Origin of the sequence: Rhizobium sophoriradicis, from assembly GCF_003939025.1 — a bacterium.
Lineage (GTDB): Bacteria > Pseudomonadota > Alphaproteobacteria > Rhizobiales > Rhizobiaceae > Rhizobium > Rhizobium sophoriradicis.
Genome location: NZ_RQIH01000022.1, coordinates 13,156 through 30,940, shown reverse-complemented (window position 1 = coordinate 30,940; position 17,785 = coordinate 13,156). Strand labels below are relative to the sequence as shown.

General features: G+C 61.3%; 21 protein-coding genes. 7 read left to right on the top strand and 14 right to left on the bottom strand.

Annotated features, from left to right (window positions below; translation table 11 throughout):
- Nucleotides 1-59: 59 nt before the first annotated feature.
- The 5 genes from treZ to EFR00_RS28910 all read right to left on the bottom strand — a co-directional run bounded on the left by treZ (nt 60) and on the right by EFR00_RS28910 (nt 7,244).
- Nucleotides 60-1,973 carry a malto-oligosyltrehalose trehalohydrolase gene (gene treZ / locus EFR00_RS28930; protein WP_077990097.1) on the bottom strand — a complete coding sequence of 638 codons (1,914 nt, stop codon included), beginning with the start codon at nt 1,971-1,973 and terminating at the stop codon, nt 60-62.
- Nucleotides 1,974-2,163: 190 nt separating this feature from the next.
- Nucleotides 2,164-3,477: an NAD-dependent dihydropyrimidine dehydrogenase subunit PreA gene (gene preA / locus EFR00_RS28925; protein WP_038690796.1), complete on the bottom strand. Its 1,314-nt coding sequence runs from the start codon at nt 3,475-3,477 to the stop codon at nt 2,164-2,166.
- 15 nt (nt 3,478-3,492) lie between these two features.
- Nucleotides 3,493-4,854: an NAD(P)-dependent oxidoreductase gene (locus EFR00_RS28920; RefSeq protein WP_077990079.1), complete on the bottom strand. Its 1,362-nt coding sequence runs from the start codon at nt 4,852-4,854 to the stop codon at nt 3,493-3,495.
- Between the two features lie 408 nt (nt 4,855-5,262).
- Nucleotides 5,263-6,258, bottom strand: coding sequence for a sensor histidine kinase (locus tag EFR00_RS28915; RefSeq protein WP_038690792.1), 996 nt, complete (start codon nt 6,256-6,258; stop codon nt 5,263-5,265).
- Nucleotides 6,259-6,449: 191 nt separating this feature from the next.
- Nucleotides 6,450-7,244, bottom strand: coding sequence for a response regulator (locus EFR00_RS28910; RefSeq protein ID WP_020922074.1), 795 nt, complete (start codon nt 7,242-7,244; stop codon nt 6,450-6,452).
- 255 nt (nt 7,245-7,499) lie between these two features.
- On the opposite strand from EFR00_RS28910, the gene EFR00_RS28905 reads away from it, so the two are divergent.
- The gene (locus EFR00_RS28905; RefSeq protein WP_038690788.1) at nt 7,500-7,706 is read left to right on the top strand and encodes a NepR family anti-sigma factor; all 207 of its coding nucleotides are present in this window, start codon (nt 7,500-7,502) and stop codon (nt 7,704-7,706) included.
- Nucleotides 7,707-7,716: 10 nt separating this feature from the next.
- Nucleotides 7,717-8,274: an RNA polymerase sigma factor gene (locus tag EFR00_RS28900; protein WP_004677121.1), complete on the top strand. Its 558-nt coding sequence runs from the start codon at nt 7,717-7,719 to the stop codon at nt 8,272-8,274.
- Between the two features lie 302 nt (nt 8,275-8,576).
- Here EFR00_RS28900 and EFR00_RS28890 read toward each other — a convergent pair whose 3' ends face one another.
- From EFR00_RS28890 to hemP, 7 genes are all read right to left on the bottom strand, one after another.
- Entirely contained in the window at nt 8,577-8,975 is a 399-nt protein-coding gene (locus tag EFR00_RS28890; RefSeq protein WP_077990081.1) for a hypothetical protein, read from the bottom strand.
- Nucleotides 8,976-8,984: 9 nt separating this feature from the next.
- The gene (locus EFR00_RS28885) at nt 8,985-9,329 is read right to left on the bottom strand and encodes a DUF883 family protein (RefSeq protein WP_009991145.1); all 345 of its coding nucleotides are present in this window, start codon (nt 9,327-9,329) and stop codon (nt 8,985-8,987) included.
- A gap of 149 nt (nt 9,330-9,478) precedes the next feature.
- Nucleotides 9,479-10,273 carry a heme ABC transporter ATP-binding protein gene (locus EFR00_RS28880; RefSeq protein WP_077990098.1) on the bottom strand — a complete coding sequence of 265 codons (795 nt, stop codon included), beginning with the start codon at nt 10,271-10,273 and terminating at the stop codon, nt 9,479-9,481.
- Nucleotides 10,274-10,296: 23 nt separating this feature from the next.
- Nucleotides 10,297-11,409 carry a FecCD family ABC transporter permease gene (locus EFR00_RS28875; RefSeq protein WP_077990082.1) on the bottom strand — a complete coding sequence of 371 codons (1,113 nt, stop codon included), beginning with the start codon at nt 11,407-11,409 and terminating at the stop codon, nt 10,297-10,299.
- A gap of 2 nt (nt 11,410-11,411) precedes the next feature.
- Nucleotides 11,412-12,341 carry a heme/hemin ABC transporter substrate-binding protein gene (locus tag EFR00_RS28870; protein ID WP_077990083.1) on the bottom strand — a complete coding sequence of 310 codons (930 nt, stop codon included), beginning with the start codon at nt 12,339-12,341 and terminating at the stop codon, nt 11,412-11,414.
- A gap of 11 nt (nt 12,342-12,352) precedes the next feature.
- A complete protein-coding gene (locus EFR00_RS28865) occupies nt 12,353-13,402 on the bottom strand; it encodes a hemin-degrading factor (RefSeq protein ID WP_077990084.1) in 1,050 nt (349 codons plus the stop codon).
- 20 nt (nt 13,403-13,422) lie between these two features.
- Nucleotides 13,423-13,605, bottom strand: coding sequence for a hemin uptake protein HemP (gene hemP / locus EFR00_RS28860; protein WP_010023267.1), 183 nt, complete (start codon nt 13,603-13,605; stop codon nt 13,423-13,425).
- 176 nt (nt 13,606-13,781) lie between these two features.
- On the opposite strand from hemP, the gene EFR00_RS28855 reads away from it, so the two are divergent.
- From EFR00_RS28855 to hmuQ, 5 genes are all read left to right on the top strand, one after another.
- On the top strand, nt 13,782-14,207 hold the full coding sequence (locus tag EFR00_RS28855) for a hypothetical protein (protein WP_077990085.1): 426 nt from the start codon (nt 13,782-13,784) through the stop codon (nt 14,205-14,207).
- 57 nt (nt 14,208-14,264) lie between these two features.
- Nucleotides 14,265-15,560: a cell envelope integrity protein TolA gene (tolA, locus tag EFR00_RS28850; protein ID WP_077990086.1), complete on the top strand. Its 1,296-nt coding sequence runs from the start codon at nt 14,265-14,267 to the stop codon at nt 15,558-15,560.
- A 107-nt stretch (nt 15,561-15,667) separates the two neighbouring features.
- Nucleotides 15,668-16,075, top strand: a complete 408-nt coding sequence (locus tag EFR00_RS28845) for a DUF2325 domain-containing protein (RefSeq protein ID WP_009990333.1) — start codon at nt 15,668-15,670, stop codon at nt 16,073-16,075.
- Nucleotides 16,072-16,344: a hypothetical protein gene (locus EFR00_RS28840; RefSeq protein WP_009990334.1), complete on the top strand. Its 273-nt coding sequence runs from the start codon at nt 16,072-16,074 to the stop codon at nt 16,342-16,344. The genes EFR00_RS28845 and EFR00_RS28840 overlap by 4 nt, the downstream gene beginning before the upstream one ends.
- A gap of 9 nt (nt 16,345-16,353) precedes the next feature.
- A complete protein-coding gene (gene hmuQ / locus EFR00_RS28835) occupies nt 16,354-16,668 on the top strand; it encodes a heme-degrading protein HmuQ (RefSeq protein WP_009990335.1) in 315 nt (104 codons plus the stop codon).
- A 206-nt stretch (nt 16,669-16,874) separates the two neighbouring features.
- Here hmuQ and EFR00_RS28830 read toward each other — a convergent pair whose 3' ends face one another.
- The gene (locus EFR00_RS28830) at nt 16,875-17,246 is read right to left on the bottom strand and encodes a DUF423 domain-containing protein (protein WP_009994468.1); all 372 of its coding nucleotides are present in this window, start codon (nt 17,244-17,246) and stop codon (nt 16,875-16,877) included.
- The gene (locus EFR00_RS28825; RefSeq protein WP_009994467.1) at nt 17,243-17,638 is read right to left on the bottom strand and encodes a group II truncated hemoglobin; all 396 of its coding nucleotides are present in this window, start codon (nt 17,636-17,638) and stop codon (nt 17,243-17,245) included. Before EFR00_RS28825 ends, EFR00_RS28830 begins: the two co-directional genes overlap by 4 nt.
- Nucleotides 17,639-17,785 lie beyond the last annotated feature (147 nt).

The window sequence follows — 17,785 nt, the reverse complement described above, 5'->3', positions numbered from 1 at the left end:
TACAGAGCGAGCGATGTTTTCGGTTAGGGGCCGGAGTTTTCGTCTCGCGAGATTCCGGCTTAACGGTCGTTCGTGGGGCCGGGTGAGGCCGGTCGACCGTTGCTCACCTTTACGGAGGCGAGAACCAAAGCAATATCCCCATTCAACACCCAACGCTTCTGAAAGTCATAAGGTCGGCGTCCGCTGCCGCCGTAAGAAGCGTCCTCGCTCGACCAGCAAAGACGCCATTGCTGGCCTTGTGGTGGAGCAAAAAGCGGATCCGGCAGACTATCGATGACGAGGTCCTTGCCGAAGTTGATTAGCAGCAGCCTCTCGTCAGACTGTTGCTCAGCGAAAAACCTCAGGAGAAAGGCGGAGCTCGATAGGACGCTGCCGTCTATCTGGCCATCACGAGCGCAGGCTTGGCGAGAAAAGGCCTTGTGTGTTTGACGCAGTTTGAGCAGGTCGCGATGAAGAAGAACGACAGCCGCGTTGTTTTCACATTCAGCCCAATCAAGCTTCGCGCTGTCGAACGTCTCGCGGGCACATGGGTCCGCCATCTGGATGATGAGCCGTTTGTCCCTCAGATTGGGGAATTGGCTGATGAATTCACGCCGACCTTGCCGTACAGTGTCGGCGAATTCTCCGTCATGATCTGCGAAATAACAGAAGGGAGATGAGGCGCCAAACTCCTGCCCTTGAAAGAGCATGGGTGTCTGCGGGCCCAGCAACTGGAGAGCTGTCAGGGCCCGAAGGCGGGCTGGCGACGTTATCTGGCCGATCCTGGCGCCGGTGCCGGAATTGGCGATCTGGTCGTGATTTTGGAGGAAGTGCACGAAATTCCACGGTTTGAGGTCGAGCCCGGCGGTTCCCCTCGGTCGGTCTTGCCAGTCATATCGCTGCCCCTGAAACAGACAGCCATATTTGGCGGCGGACACGAATTCCTGCGCTGTACCGCGATGATCATGGTAGTACCCTTCGTTGCGCCCGGTCAGAGCGACGGTGGCGGAACGATGGAAATCATCATTCCACAAGGCGTCCAGCCCATGCCCTCCCGTCGCTGCCGGCCGCACCATGTCGGTTTGTTGCGGCTCATTTTCGCTCACGAGATAGATCTGCCGTTGTCCTGCCGCGGCCCGCGCTTCCCTGGCGATGACCGTGACGATGTGTTCCAGGCTCGCGTCGAACAAGGCCTGGGTTGCATCGATACGCAGACCATCGAAATGGTATTCGTCGATCCAATAGGCCGCGTTTTTTGCGACATATTCCCGAACGCCGTGGCTGTTCGGGCCATCGAAGTTGATCGACTTACCCCACTCGTTCGAGTAGCGCTCGGTGAAATAATCGGGCGTTAACTCGCAGAAACGCTCGCCGTGACCGAAGTGGTTGTAGACCACGTCGAGGATCACCCCGATGCCGATCCGGTGCGCCTCGTCGATGAAGGCGCGCACGTCATCCGGAGTTCCATAGAGGCGCGTCGGAGCATATAGCAGTGTGCCGTCATATCCCCAGCCGAATTCGCCTTCGAATTCATTGATCGGCATTATTTCAAGGCAGTTGATGCCGATTGCGCGCAGTTTCGCCAGCTTCTCCTTGGCCGCGACAAACGTACCTTCCCTAGTGAAGGTGCCGATGTGCATCTCGTAGAGAACAACTCCGATTGGGCGGATGCCTCGCCAATCACGATCATTCCACTGATAACGCCCCGGATCCACGACAACAGAAGGCCCCGATGGGCCATCGGGCTGAAAGCGCGAAGCAGGATCGGCAAGAAGATCGGTCGCGTCACCGAAGTGGAACCGGTATCTCGTGCCTGCAGCGTGACCAACGAGATAAAGGTGAAAATATCCGCCATCCTCCGCCGTCATCTCATACTCGACGTCGTCAATCACGAGGAAACAGCGCTTCCGCGCAGGAGCCCATATGCGGAATGAAACACCTTCAGCATCAACCTCCGCTCCAATCGGGAGACGTCGGCCTGAACCAGGGGGCATCGATTTCAAGTTTTCGCTGCTAGGGTTGTCGCGCATAGGTCTCTCGTGGAGATCGCCTGCGCTAACTTCGGCAGCGTCATGATGTTCCCAGAAGCGCCCTCGTCACCTCCGAGCTGCCAATCAAGCTCGGATTGGCATTCGCGGCAGCACAACGCCGCGGACTAGGCATGTCCGCAGCGTTGCAAAGCCGTCACTCCGCCGCCTGGCGGGCCATCGGATTGTTCGGGTGGGTCGTCCAGTTGGCATAGTTCGGATCGACGACGCGGCCGGTGCGTTTGTCGAGGGTCCCGGCGGCCAGCGGTTCCATGGTGATGCAGTTCTCGACCGGGCAGACGTTGACGCAGAGATTGCAGCCGACGCATTCCTCTTCGATCACCTCGAAATGGCGCAGGCCATTGACGACATTGGTGATCGCCTGGTGCGAGGTGTCCTCGCAAGCGATATGGCAGCGGCCGCATTTGATGCAGGCATCCTGGTCGATCTTCGCCTTGGCGATATAGTTGAGGTTCAGATACTGCCAGTCGGTGACGTTTGGCACGGCGCGGCCGGTGATGTCGTCGAGAGTGCGATGACCCTTTTCGTCCATCCAGTCGGAAAGGCCCGAGATCATCTCGTCGACGATCTTGAAGCCGTAGGTCATCGCCGCGGTGCAGACCTGGACGTTGCCGGCGCCGAGAACGAGGAATTCGGCGGCGTCGCGCCAGGTGGTGATGCCGCCGATGCCCGAGATCGGCAGGCCGTAGGTTTCAGGATCGCGGGCGATCTCGGCCACCATGTTGAGGGCGATCGGCTTGACCGCCGGGCCGCAGTAACCGCCATGGCTGCCCTTGCCGCCGACCGTTGGGTTGGGGGCGAAGTTGTCGAGGTCGACGGAGACGATCGAATTGATCGTGTTGATCAGCGAGACGGCGTCGGTGCCGCCGGCCTTGGCGGCGCGGGCTGGGCGGCGGATATCGGTGATGTTCGGCGTCAGTTTGGTGATGACGGGCATGCGGGTGTACTGCTTGCACCAGCGCACGACCATTTCGATATATTCCGGCACCTGGCCGACTGCCGAGCCCATGCCGCGCTCCGACATGCCGTGCGGACAGCCGAAATTGAGCTCGATGCCATCGGCGCCGGTCTCTTCGACGAGCGGCAGGATCGATTTCCAGGCCTGCTCTTCGCAGGGCACCATGATCGAGGCGATCAGCGCCCGGTCCGGCCAGTTCATCTTGACCTGCTTCATCTCCCGCAGGTTGGTGTAGAGGTCGCGGTCGGTGATGAGCTCGATATTGTTGAGGCCAAGCAGGCGGCGGTCGGCGCCCCAGATGGCGCCGTAGCGGGGGCCGTTGACGTTGACGACGGGCGGGCCTTCTTCGCCGAGCGTCTTCCATACCACGCCGCCCCAGCCGGCCTTGAAGGCGCGCTCGACATTATAGGCCTTGTCGGTCGGCGGCGCAGACGCCAGCCAGAACGGATTCGGGGATTTGATGCCGACGAAATTATTGCGCAGATCAGCCATGGTTCATTCTCCCCTTCAAGCAACCGCGACAGCCGGAGCGGCTGCTGCGGAGAGGGCGCGATGGATGGATTCAGCCGCGTCGCGGCCATGGGCAACAGCGGAAACCGTGAGGTCCTCGCCGCCGAAGACGCAGTCGCCGCCGGCCCAGACGCCGTCGAGGGAGGTGCGGCCTTCGACATCGACGGCGATGCGGCCGGATTCCATGCGCAGCGAACCGAGGCCGGAGGCGTCGAAGCTCTGGCCGATCGCCTTGAAGATCTGGTCGGCGGCGATCACGCCGGTCTCGCCGGTACCGACCAGGCGACCTTCGACGAGCTTGGTGTATTCCACTTCGATGGCGGCGACCTTGCCGTCCTGCGCCAGGATCGATTTTGGCGCCAGCCAATGGCGGATAATGACCCCCTTGGAGCTGGCCAGATCCTGCTCGAATTCCGAGGCGTTCATATGCTCCTTGCCGCGGCGGTAACAGATCGTCACCTCTTCGGCGCCGAGCAGCTTTGCCTGCACGGCAGCGTCGATCGCCGTCATACCGCCGCCGAGCACGACGACACGGCGGCCGATGGCGATGTCGCCCTTGTCTTCGGCCTGGCGCAGTGCGGCGATGAAATCGACGGCGTCGTCGACCCCGGCAAGGTTCTCGCCCTCGATGCGCAAGGCGTTCACGCCGGCAAGGCCGATGCCGAGGAAGACGGCATCATATTGCGCCTGCAGGTCGGCAAGCGAGAAATCGCGGCCGAGAAGGGTGCCGTGGCGGACTTCGATGCCGCCGATCGAAAGGACGTAATCGACTTCCTTCTGGGCGAAATCGTCGACCGTCTTATAGGTGGCGATGCCGTATTCGTTGAGGCCGCCAGATTTTTCCCTGCCATCGTAGATGGTGACGGAGTGGCCTTTCACCGCCAGGCGATGGGCGGCGGCAAGGCCTGCCGGGCCGGCGCCGACGACGGCGATGTTCTTTCCCGTGGCGTCGGCCCTGATATAGAACTGTCGGCCTGCCTGCATGGCGGCATCGGTCGCATAACGCTGCAGCCTGCCGATCTCGACCGGACGCTCTTCGGCGGTGTTGCGCACGCAGGCCTGTTCGCAGAGCTCTTCGGTGGGACAGACGCGGGCGCACATGCCGCCAAGGATGTTCTGATCGAAAATCGTCTTCGCCGAGCCGATCGGGTTGCCGGTTGAGATCTGCCGGATGAACAGCGGAATGTCGATCGAGGTGGGACAGGCCGTCATGCACGGCGCGTCATAACAGAAATAACAGCGATCGGCGGCGACCAGCGCCTCGTGATTGTCGAGGCGTGGATGAAGATCGGAAAAGTTAGCCTCATACTCGGCGGGCGAAAGCCGGCCGGCATGAATCCCAGTTTCCAGTCGTTCCATTGAAGTTCCCTCATTATTGGTAAACGGCCTGTGAGGGAAAGCCTAACTCAGGTTTAAAAATTTATCAAACGGTAAAATTTCCACGATCCGCTCTTGCGAGCGTCCGCGCAAGCTTCTGTTTTCACAGGAGAAATTCTCCCACTTTGGGTAAGTGAAATATTTGCGGGTTCGGCTCAGGCAGGGCGTCCGAAAAAAGATTCAAAAAGTGGATTTTTTTTACGATCCCAGGGAACCAAACTTGGACGTCCTCGTTAATGCGATATCCGGATGGTGATCGCATCGACCCAACATGCGCGCCCCCAACCCACTATCCGGACGTACTCACGGTCCCCTCCCGGTGAGTGAAGACAGCCGGTGCGCCGCCCTCGCACCGGCTGTTTTTCCGTTTGCCGTTTATCATTGAGGCTTTCACACACGCCTGAAGATTTCGAATTCTGTTTCCGGAATGCACAGCCGATATTCGATGCGACCGGGCACAAGGTTCAGTTCCGCTTTGCCGTTGACCGACGAGGGCACGACACGCTCCAGCACGGTGCGGCCGAAGCTGTTGTCGCTGAATTCGTGGACTTCCGACTGATCCTGCAGCACTTCAGCCCAGGCGATTTCGATCGCCCTTCTGTCGCCAATCGCAGCCTCCCGGCAGTTGAGCGTGATGGAGGCAGCGCCGCCGGCAATTGCGCCATAGGAGGCGGAGTTGACGATGAGTTCGTGGAGGGCGAGCCCGAGATGTACGGCGGCATTCGGCGTCAGATGCGCGTTGATGCCGTAGATCGGCATGGAGCCGGCTGTCTCCGGCCAGTAGGGGGCGAATTGTTTTTCGGCGAGTTCGAAGAGATAGGCGCCGCGCCAGCTCGAATCCGTGATCAGGTCCTGGGAATTGGAAAGCGATTGCAGCCGCCCGCGGAATTTCAGGAGGAAGCTGTCGAGAGAGAGTGTGTTGCGCGCCGTCTGCGTAGCGATGCCCTGGATGATGGCGAGAAGGTTCTTCGAACGGTGCGAGAGTTCGCGCAGCAGCGATTTCAGTACTTTTTCACGATGCCGGCTTTCGGTGACCTCAGTCATGACGGACAGAAGCCCGTGCCTGCCACGGTCACCGGTGCGCTGGATTTTCAGTTCATAGGTGCGCATTTCGCCGTCGACGTCGATCTCGACCTCGGCATTGTTGGGGATGCCGGTCTCCAGAACCTTGTGTTTCAGCGCTGTCAGATACTGCCCATGGATGTCACCGAAAAGGCCGGCATCAGTGCCGCCGGGCATGAAAAGCGCTGCGAAATGCGGCGGCAGATTTTCAGCGTAGAAAATCGAAAGCCGGGCGTCCTGGCAGAGAATTGAAATACCGGCGCTCCCGAGCGCCCGTTCCATCATTGCGGCTTTGCCTTCGAAGGTGAAAGGCGTGCCCGACAATGGTTCAGTCGTATTCACTCGGCCGCCTTTCCTTGTGACATCTTGAACGTCGCTGAAGGGAACGCCTTCCAGAAACCGCCTGCCAACTCTAGAACAAAGCGCTGCAAAAACCGTTAAGGCCGTCAGCGCGTCCCGGCAGCACCGGAACGCCTGTTTCGACGGTTTGGTTCCGAAGGCCGGAAAATTGCGTCTCAGGCGGCTACTTTGGTCGATTCATTGAAGAAAAGCGCTTGGCTGATCAGTGCCTTGACCATGTCGGGGTTGAAAGGTTTGGTGACGAGGAAAGTGGGTTCGGGGCGCTCGCCCGTCAGAAGCCGTTCCGGGAAAGCGGTGATGAAGATCACCGGCACGCTCGACGTCTTGAGAATGTCGTTGACCGCATCGATGCCGGAACTGCCGTCGGCAAGCTGGATGTCGGCGAGCACCATGCTTGGCTTCGTCTTGTTATAGAGCGCGACGGCTTCGGCATGGGTGCGGGCGATGCCGGTGACGCGGTGGCCGAGGCTTTCGACCATCTGTTCGATATCCATGGCGATCAACGGCTCGTCCTCGATGATCATGATATCGGTTGCCACCTGGCGGGAAATCTCCTGCGAAGCCTTGTCGAGCAGCTGCATGACATCCTGTTCGTCGAGCTCGAGAATTTCTGCGATTTCAGCGACGCGGAAATTCTCCACGGAAGCGAGCAAAAAGGCCTGACGGGCGCCGGGCGAAACTTTGGACAGATTGAGGGTGGCGCGCTGTTCCCACGCATATGGCGAGGTCGGCTCTGGAATCTGGACTGCAGTGGAACCAAACAGTTGCGTAAACAGTTTGTAGAGGGCGACTCGGTCATTCGCCGTATCCGGGAAAATCGACAGATCGGCGATGATGGCTTCAAGAACGGCGGCGACATAGGCGTCACCTGAAGTCTGGGTACCGGTCAGCGCGCGGGAATAGCGACGCAGGTAAGGCAGGTGCGGCGCAATTCGAGTAGAAAGTGTCATAAATGGCTCCTGTATACAGGCCGGCATTGGCTTCAATGAGCGGTTAACGTCATCTTGATAAAAAAGTTCCGGAAAAGCAGGAACTTTTTTGGGCGCGCCGCATTATTCCAGCCGACAAAGAAAGGGCGTAGCATTTTGACCCACGCCGCGGCAAACCCGGCGACATCGACAGTCGAAAGCCTCGGTGTCGCGGGTTCAAGTTGTGATTATGCCGTGCACGCCTCTGGAACAGACAACCGGCGAGAAGACGAATTGATGACCACACGCAAGAAAGAAGCAGCCGATCAGCGACAGCTGGAGCTGCGGGCAAGCGATATCCTGGACCCGAACAATCAGATCGGCGTCAAATTGCGCTCGCTTTATGCGGCCGCACAGGGTGAAGCGATCCCGGATCGTTTTCTCGATCTTCTCGAAAAGCTCGACCATGCCGAGATGATGGCTTCCGCCAAGATGGCCGAATAGGACCGCCCGCATGGAAGATAAAGTGCAACCCAGCTTCAAGCGGGAACTGCTGGCGGCCCTCCCAAGCCTTCGCGCATTCGCTATTTCTCTGATCGGCAGGCATGATCGTGCCGACGATCTAGTTCAAGACACCATCATGAAGGCCTGGGCCAAACAGGATCATTTCGAGATGGGCACCAATATGAAGGCCTGGCTCTTCACGATCCTGCGCAACGAACTCTACAGCCAGATGCGTAAAAGCGGCCGCGAGGTGCAGGATAGCGACGGCCTGTTCACCGAATCGATGGCGATGCACCCCTCGCAATATGGCGCGCTCGATCTGCAGGATTTCAAGAAGGCCCTCGACCAGCTGCCGCCTGACCAGCGCGAAGCGATTATCCTCGTCGGCGCCTCGGGTTTTTCCTATGAGGAGGCCGCCGAAATCTGCGGCTGCGCCGTCGGCACCATCAAGAGCCGCGTCAACCGCGCCCGCCAGCGGCTGCAGGAGTTGCTGCAGATTTCAGGCGAAGCCGATTTCGGCCCGGATGCGACATCGGCGCCGCTCACGTCGAAGGCGTTTGCGTTTTGAGGTGGGCCGGCTACTGAAACACCGGCTTTTTGCATGGTGTTAAGGGGTGATCGCTACCTCTCCCCGCCCTCATTCCTGTGCTTGTCACAGGAATTCAGTGCGCCCAAGTCCTTGGGCGCAAGAGACTCTTTCCGTTGAAGTACCGGGTGCTTCACGGCGCGGACGCCCCATGGCTGGATTCCTGTGACAGGCACAGGAATGAGGGTGGGTGAGGCGGGCGTCTGTGCATCGTCCACCGGTGTGTGGAGGAATACACGCTCTCCTTTTGAAAAGCATTCGGAAATGACGGACCCAATCCTTCCTCAATCCTCCCGCTTCGACCCCACCAGATTGGCCGCGACAATGGCCGCCAGCACGCCGGCGGTCAGGAGCGGCTGAGCCCGGACGAGGCCGAGCCCGACGGCCGCCAGCGATTCCAGTGCTGCGCGGCGCTCGCGGGCGCGGCGTTTCTCCTGGGCGTTGATCATCACCATCACCACCACCAGGATGATGGCGATCAGCAGCGCGCAGGCGGCCAGGAAGAGGGCGGCGCCGACCGGGCCGTAGATCCCGGCGAGCCAGATGGCGCCGGCGCTGACGGCCAGCGCATAGGCGGTGAGGAGGAAGAGCAGGGCGAGCACAATGAAGATGCTGGTGCGCTTGGCGCGCGCGACGGTCCGGTGCACGCTTGCGCCCGTCAGCAGGCTGAGGATCGAGAGCATCGCGCTTCCTCAGCGCCGGGCGAGGAAGGCGATGGCCAGGCCGAAGGCGGCTGCGGCGCCGATCGTTGCCAGTGGATGTTTGCGCACGGTCTCGCGCATCTCGGTCGCGCCGCGCTCGTAGCCGTGCTGCAATTCGCGTAAGAGATCTTCGCTGCGGGCGAGTAGTTCGTCATAGCCGGCGCTTGCCTGGCCGCGGATTTTATTGCCGTGAAGGCGGGAACTCTTGCCGACGAGGCGCGTCAGTTCCGCGAGTTCGTCGCGTAGTGCCTCGATCTGTTCCTCGATGCCGGATTCGAAATTGTGGAAGGTGCCGTTGCGGCGGCTGCGGCCGGAGTGAAAAATGGAATAGGTCATGGCTGTCTCCATTTGGCTGGGGCGCGCGCAAGCCCGCCTGTTTTGCACGGGGTCACGACCGTTCGTTGCATAGATGAGGCCGCCCGGCATTGACTCAAATCACTGCCGACAACGTGCTGGGGGCTCAAAAGTTCCGCCGTACGCGGTGGTTAGCGCTGGGAAGCGGCGCTGTGGGCGAGCACGAAGGGCGTGCCGTCGGCGGGCACCTGATTGATGCGCAGCGCGCAGCCGAAGACCGAGAGCATGGCCTCATCGGTCAACACCTCATTGATGCCGCCGGCGGCGGCGAGGCGGCCGGATTTCATCAGCACGACGCGGTCGGCAAAGAGCGCCGTCAGGTTGAGGTCGTGCATGACGGCGATGACTCCGCCGCCGCGTTCGCAGAAATCGCGGGCGAGCGACATGATGGTCAGCTGATGGCTGATGTCGAGGCTGGAGACCGGCTCGTCGAGCAGCAGCCAGCGGGACTTGCCGTCGACGACGGGCTCGGCGATCTGGCAAAGCACGCGGGCAAGCTGCACACGCTGTTGCTCGCCGCCTGAGAGTTCCTGATAGAAACGGCCTTCGAAGCCAGTCAGGTCGACGGAAGCAAGAGCTGCAGCCGCCGTCTCCTCGGCCTTGTCGGGACTGAGATTGATGCCCGAGGTCAAGCCCATGCGGACGATCTCGCGCACGGTGAAGGGAAAGGAGATGTTACTTGCCTGCGGCAGCACGCCGCGAATGGCGGCAAGCTGCCAGGGTTTCAGTCCTCGCACCTCGCCGCCGCCGATGCGCACCGAGCCGCCATAAGCAAGCTCGCCGGAGATCGCTTTCATCGTCGTCGTCTTGCCGGAGCCGTTCGGCCCGGCAATCGCCATCAGCTCGCCGGCCTTGGCGGTGAAGGCGACGTCGCTGATGATTAATTTGCCGGAAAGGCGCACGGAAAGGCCGGACACTTCGATCATCTGCACGTCACTCACAAGATCGCTCACAGGGCAAGGCGCGAACGCTGCTTCAGCAGGATCCACAGGAAGAAGGGGCCGCCGACCGCCGCGGTGATGATGCCGATCGGCAGTTCGGCAGGGGCGACCAGGATGCGCGCCAGCACGTCCGCGAAGATCAGCAGCGATCCGCCGAGAAGGGCTGCGGCCGGCAGCAGGAAACGGTGATCCGGGCCGATCGCCATGCGCAGGATATGCGGCACGACGATGCCGACGAAACCGATGCCGCCGCTGACGGCGACGGACGCGCCGGTCGCCGCGGCGACGCCGACGATCGCGACATTCTTCAGCCGCTGCACCGGCACGCCCATATGAAAGGCGGCTGCCTCGCCGAGCGTGATGGCATTGAGGCCGCGGGCCATGAAGGGCAGCGCCATGAAGGACAAGAGGATGATCGGGCCGGCGGCGGCGATCTTCGTCCATGTGGCGCCGGCAAGCGAGCCCATGCTCCAGAAGGTCAGGTCGCGCAGCTGCTGGTCGTTGGCCACGTAGATCAGCAGGCCGGTCAGGGCGAGGGTGAGCGCGCCGAGCGCGATGCCGGCAAGCAGCATCGTCGCCACCGAGGTCTGGCCGTGACGGGTGGCGATCCTGTAGAGCAGCAGTGTCGTGACCAGACCGCCGCCGAAGGCGGCCACCGGCAAAGCATAGATGCCGAAGAACGCCTGGAACGGTGCCGAGAGGCCGCTGCCGAGCACGATCATGGCGACCGCGCCGAGGCTTGCGCCGGAGGAGACGCCGACAAGGCCCGGATCGGCGAGCGGATTGCGGAACAGGCCCTGCATCACCGTGCCGGAGACGGCCAGCGAGGCGCCGATCAGAAAGCCGAGGATCGTGCGGGGAAGGCGGATATCGAAGATGATGATCCGGTCACGGGCGCTCAGCGCCGCCTCCGACCCGGTCATGTTGCCGACGACGTCGAGGATCGAGGCATCCGAGGCGCCTGTCGTCACCGAAAACAGCACCGCGAAGGCGGAGCCGGCGACAAGCAGCGCGATCGCCAGTACGGCGAGCCGCGTTCTGTCGCCCGCCCGCCTGGTTTCGCCGATTTCTGCCATCGCAAAGCGTCGCCCTCGTTGCGTCATGGCTTGCGGCAGGGCCATGATCAGCCCCCGTAGATCGCCGCGTTGAGCTCGCGCGCGGCGGCGGCCGTGCGCGGGCCGAAGCCGAGCAGGTAGATGCCGTCCATCCGGACGATCGCCTTCTTCTCGCCGGCCGGCGTCAGCGCGATCGCCGGCTGGGCCAGCAGGTCCTCGTTTCTGGTGCCGGCGCCATCGCCGCGGTCCATCATCAGGATGATGTCGGGCTTGGCTTCGATGATCGCCTCGTCCGTCAGCGGCTTATAACCGGGGAATGCGCCGATGGCATTGAGGGCGCCGGCAAGCTGGATGATGCCGTCGGCCGCCGTGCCGGTGCCCGAGGCCATGATCCGGCCGTTCTGGGCGCTGAGGATGAAGAGAACGCGCTTGCGTTCGGCCTCCGGGCGCTTTTCTGCGTCGGCGATCGCCGCATCGAGATCGGCCGCGACCTTTCCTTCAAGCGCCTTCGCCTTGTCGGGCACGCCGAGCAGCGCGCCGACGCGATCGATCTTGGCGATGATGCCGTCGCGGGTGAACGGGCTCGGCACGGTCTCGAAGGGCACGCTGGCATTCTTCAGCACGGCCAGCGCCTCCTTCGGGCCCGAACCCTCGACTGCGATGATCGCCGTCGGGTTCATGGCGAGGATGCCTTCGGGCGAGAGCGCGCGCATATAACCGACATTGGGCAGTTTCAGCGCCGCTTCCGGATAGGTGCTCGTCGTGTCGCGGGCGATCAGCCGGCTTTCCTCGCCGAGCGCATAGATGATCTCGGTGACGTCGCCGCCGACTGAAACCAGGCGTGACGTATCGAGTTTTTTCTCCTCGGCGTGGGCTGCGCGGACAAAGGCGATGCCTTTGACCGCCGGCGCCGAAGGGATCAGCGGCAGCGCCATGACGGCCGCCGTCAGCGCCAGTTGCCAGGGGCGGATTCGGCGCAGATTGTTACGCATCGTCATCGTTGCGATCCTTATGCGGCGACACTTGCTGCCCGCGGCAGGTTTTCGATGATCTCGCGCCATTCGACGCGTTCGTCAGAGCCCTCCTTGCGCTTGCCGAAGAACTGGATGATCATCTCGCCGTCGGCATTGTAAGCCTCGAGCGAAGTGACGTGGCCGTCCTTGGTCGGCCTGCGCACGGCCCAGGTCTCGGCTATGTGATCCTGACGCAGATGCAGGTGGAAGGTCGGGTCCATGATGTTGATCCACGGGCCCATGGTCTGCACGTTGAAGATCGGGCCGGAATGGATCTGGACGATGCCGTTGTTGGCGACGAAGCACATGATCGGCAGGCCTGATTTCACCGAGGCATGCATCATCTCCGCCGTCGCGCCGTTGTCGAGCTTCCAGGCATAGTCGTCGCCGACGCTGCGGATGGCCGCCTGGCGGCCGATCTTCAGGCGCTTCAGCATGCCGAAGAACTCATGCGTGTCGGTGAGCCTGCTCCAGTTGTCGCGCAACTCGTCGCGGTCGACATCGGCGGTCTCATCGGCGGCATTCGAAATCTCCGCCTCGACGAATTCCTGCGACTGGTCTTCGAGCTTCAATTCGGCGACGATCGCGTGATAGGCCTCGACATTCGAATTCGGTCGCAGATGCACCTTGTGCACGGCGTTGCCCGCCTTGTCGAAATATTGCAGGCTGAGACGCTCCTGGTCGCCATCCCTCTTGGAGACGGCGAAGCCATGCTCCCAGCGGTTGGGGAAAATGCGCAGGTCGATGTTCTCGCCGAGCACGATGGCGCTCTGCATGCCCATCTTGATGTTTTCGAAGACGCCGATCTTCTCGTGCACGGCGCTTTCGTTGCGCGACAGCGCCATCACTTCGCCGAGGCCTGCGACGCGTTCCAGAAGCTTCAGCGCGCTGCCGTCGATGCGGGTGACGCTGATACCGGTTTCGGCGGCGACGAGGGCTGCCTCGGAAATCTTCAGCCGGGCGGCGATATCGCGCTCGCGCATCTTCGAATTTTCGGCGCGAAACGCACGGATTTCGGCCGGCGCCGGTCTTTTCTGTTCAGTCATGTCTTACCTACTTATTGGCCCTATTTATTAAGAATGAGCTTGCCCTGGCGGGTGATCTTCAGGCGGTAGACCAGCCCGTCGTGTCTGATCACGATCTCGTTTGTGCCGCGGAAAAGATCCGCGCTGTCGACGATCCGCTGTTGCGCCGCCGGCTCGCTGGGCAGCGGCGCATGTTTAAAGCTATCTGGCTTTTCAACCATCATGTCGGTTGGCAATTCCGTGAAGCCGGGGATCAGTGGTCCCCGGTGTGGTGACAATTAACTTGACTTTCTTACTCATACTTTTTTAAAGACGCAATAGGAGACTAACATAGTCAAGTTTTTGAGATTGCTGATTTGCGGCTGCCTGCCGGCGGCCTGCGACAATGGCGGAGAAGATCATGACGGGTAGGTTTGCGGCCGTTGCGGCCGGCTGGGTGATGGGGGTTGCGAGCGTATGCCAGGCACAGGAGACGGCGTCGGCAGCCTCTCTCAATGTCGAGCTCAATGCGCTGGCGCCCTCGCAGAAGGGCTGCATGATGACCTTCGTCGCGCTCAACCAGCTGCCCGCCGCCATCAATAAGGTGTCCTTCGAACTCGCCTTCTTCAACGACAAGAACGCCGTCGACCGCATCACCGTCCTCGACTTCCGCGATCTGCCGCAGGGCAAGAAGCGGGTGCGTCAGTTCGACATGCCGAATGTCAAATGCGAGAGCGTGACCCGCATCCTGATCAACGACACGCCGGTCTGTGACGGGCCGGCTGCCGGCGGGTGCATGAAGGATCTGGTCACCCGCTCGCAGATTTCCGTTCCCTTCGAGGGCTAAGATAACGCCGGGGATGAACCCCGGCGGACATGTTTCAGGCTGTCCGAGGCGTAGACAATGGCGATTTCAGCGAAAACCAGATCGAGACAGGTGCTCATCGGGGAGGCGGACGCCGGCGGCAGCCTGAACGACAACACGCCCGGCATGCATCCCGGCCACGAGCTTCCCGAACTGCTTAACGCGCAGCGGCAGCCGGCCGGCGAAACGGTGGTCCACTACACTCGTTTTGCGCAGATATCCTCCTTCCCCGACCATCCGGAAAGCGTACCGGCAGCTACCGTTCCGCCGCCGCCGATGGATGCGGCGGTGGAAAAGCAGGAAGACGAGAAGGCGCCGGTGCGACGCCGGGTGGCGCTGACTTGTGTCGGCTCGTTCTTCTTTCATGCAGGGTTAGCGATCGCTCTTGCCCTGTTCGCACCGAAACCACCGACTGAAGTAATCGAAGATGCCGGTGAAGCTGTGAGCGTCATCGTGTTTGGCGATTACGATATCGACCAGACTTCGGCAGGTGATCCCGAGCTGGAATTGAAGCCGGATGAAATTGCCACCGAGGAAGTTAAACCGGATACGGTTCAACCCGTTGAGGTAGAATCTGTAGACGCGATGCAGCCAGCACAGGAGGTGACGCGTATTTCCCCTGAGACAGTTGTGGCTGCGGAACCGGAGATTCTTGTGTCTCAGAACCCCGCCGACACTTTCGTCGCTCAGCCAATGGGAGCGGCGGTCCCGGAACAGCCTGTGCCTGATATCATGCCAACTACAGCGCCAGAACAGGTGGCGCCTGCAGTGCAGCCGACCGAAGTCCTGCCAGAAGAAGTGAAGCCCGTCGAAGCCGCTGAAGTTTCGTCGAAGCCTGAGGAAAAGCCGGAGCTGAAACCGAAGTTGAAGGTGGAGAAGCCGAAACCGGATGAAAAAAGGCAGTCTCGGAAGAAAGAGGAGCCTACGGGCGGAAAAAATGGCTCGGATCGCAAAGACACGACGAGAGGCGTAGCGACCGGTCAGGACGCGCCAGAGTCTAGCGGTATGTCAACGGGAGCCGGCAGGGGCGATGGCGCCGGGAGCGCAGCTGTAGCCAATTATCCTGGGAAGGTGCAGAAGCGTATTCGCCGCGCTATTCGAGTGCCTAGCGAATACAAGAGGATGGGCGAGGCCATTTCCGTGCGCCTCAGATTGACGATTGATGGAACGGGCAGGCTGTCGTCAGTTTCCGTTGCCGACAGCTCAGGTATTCCAGACTTGGACAAGGCTGCTCTCGATGGCGTACGCCGCGCTGCGCCGTTTCCGCCGTTGCCGCCTGAGTGGGGTAAGACCAGTTGGAGCTTCACCCAGGAGGTTCAGGTCACCTCGCAATAAATATGATAAATCATTCAACTTTATACTTTACTACAAAAATCAAGTTTAATAAGGTCCGTTCGCACACGCAGGAATCGTGTGACGATCAACGAGCGAACGGGTGGTAAATGGCTCGAAAGGGCAAGAAGCGTTCGAACCGGGAGGTCCGCAACAGCGCGGGCGAGGACGCAAGTCAGGCATCCCCCGGACGGTCCAAACTGGATGGCCGCAGTTTCCTCTATGTCGGCGGGCGTGACTGCCAGGTGGCGCATCTTCGCCAAATCTGCAGCAATTTCGGCGCCGAGCTCATTCATCACGACGGCGGCCTGCGCGAAGCGGTGTCCCGCATCGATACCGTGCTTCCCTCGGTCGACTGCGTGTTCTGCCCGATCGACTGTATCAGCCACGATGCCTGCCTTCGGGTGAAGACCGGCTGCAAGAAGTTCGGCAAGGCCTTCATCCCGCTGCGCAACGGCAGCAAGTCCAGCCTGGAGCGTGCGCTGCAGACGATGAACGAACGAGACAATTCCCGATGAACGACCAGCATCCCGACGGCTTCACCATGATCGGCCTGCACAAGCTCGCCGCGCAGAGCGGCGACGCCCTCGTGCCGGAACTCTACGAACTTTTTCAGCAGCATGCCGAACGCCAGCGGATCTATCAGAATGTGACGCTGTTCCCGACCTGGGAGACGCGCATGCCCGGAGAAGCGACGACGAGAGCACTTGGCCCGGCGGCGGCAAACGGCAATAATATTCTCGCCTTTCCCGCGCTTGCGGCAAGGGCGGATAAGCGGAAGGCGTAGGGAGATTTCATGTATATCGCAATGAACCGCTTCAAGGTCGCAACCGGGAGCGAGAGTGATTTCGAGACGGTCTGGCGCAATCGCGATTCCAGCCTGACCGAGGTGCCCGGCTTCGTCGAATTCCGCCTGCTGCGCGGCAAGGCCAACGAAGAGGAGGGCTATACGCTCTATTCCTCGCACACGCTCTGGAAGAGCGAAGCGGATTTTCAGAACTGGACGAAGTCTGAGAATTTTCGCGCCGCCCACCGCAATGCCGGCGACCGCAAGGCGATGTACAAGGGGCCGCCGGTGTTTGAGGGCTTCAATGTGGTCGATGGGATATAGCTGCTGACAGTTAGCTCGGCGTTCGTAGCCCCCTCATCCGCCCCTTCGGGCACCTTCTCCCCGAGGGTAGAAGGACGTGCCGCAGCGCTCGTTTTCCCCTCTCCCCTCGGGGAGAAGGTGCCCGAAGGGGCGGATGAGGGGGCTGCACGCACACCTTCATGCGACTCCTAGTTTGCTCTTGAGCAACCGGCAGCGATTGCCAAACTCTACGCCCGAACGCGCAACACCGCACCTGCCGCAACCGCCAGCCAGCCAAGCATCATCGCCCAGCCGCCGGTCGGGGCGGCATAGGGGAAGAGGCCTGAACCGGCAAAACGCAGCGAGACCAGGTCGCCCGCAAAGAGCAGCGTGCCGACGATCATCAGAAAACCGGCCAGCCAGGCGGTTTTGAGTCTCGTGGTGCCGAAAGCCAGTGCCAATAGGGCAGGGGCGTGCGCCAGGCACATGGCGGATGCGGATGCCGCGAGACTGGCTTGCCCGCCGCCATGGGCGGCAACGGCGGCGAGTGCCACGCCGGCCACGCCGAACAGGCCGGCAAAGAGATAGAGCACTGGTTCCAGACGCGCATTCAGGCTCATGGCTGTTCCTTGTTCTGCATATGGTAGGCGAGGCGCTCGACCGGCGCCCAGATGAGATCGCGCAGTGCCTGGGTCGCAATCGTCTCGTCCAGGGCGCGGCGGAAGCAGAGCAACCATTCGTCGCGCTCGACAGGGCCGATCTCGGCGACGAAGTGGCGGCTGCGCAGCCGCGGATGGCCGCGCTTGTCGGTATAGAGCGGCGGCCCGCCGAGATAACCGCTCATATATTCGTAGAATTTCTCTTCGCTCTCCTGAAGGCTCGGCGGGTGCACGGCGCGCACGTTGCTTGCCTCCGGCAGCCTGTCCATCAGCTCATAGAAACGGCGCGTCAGCGCCCGCACGGCGTGATCGCCGCCGATCGCTTGATATAGAGTGGTGACCTTCTCCGTCACGAAACCATCCCAGATGCATTCCCCGTCTTCCGACCTTCATGCACCGGGCGGAAAATGATCGCAACCGTCATCAAGCTGCCGCGGCATTTCGCGCATAATGCCGGCTCCATAGGGTTTCCACAGATTCTGCTTGACAAAACCGTCCAG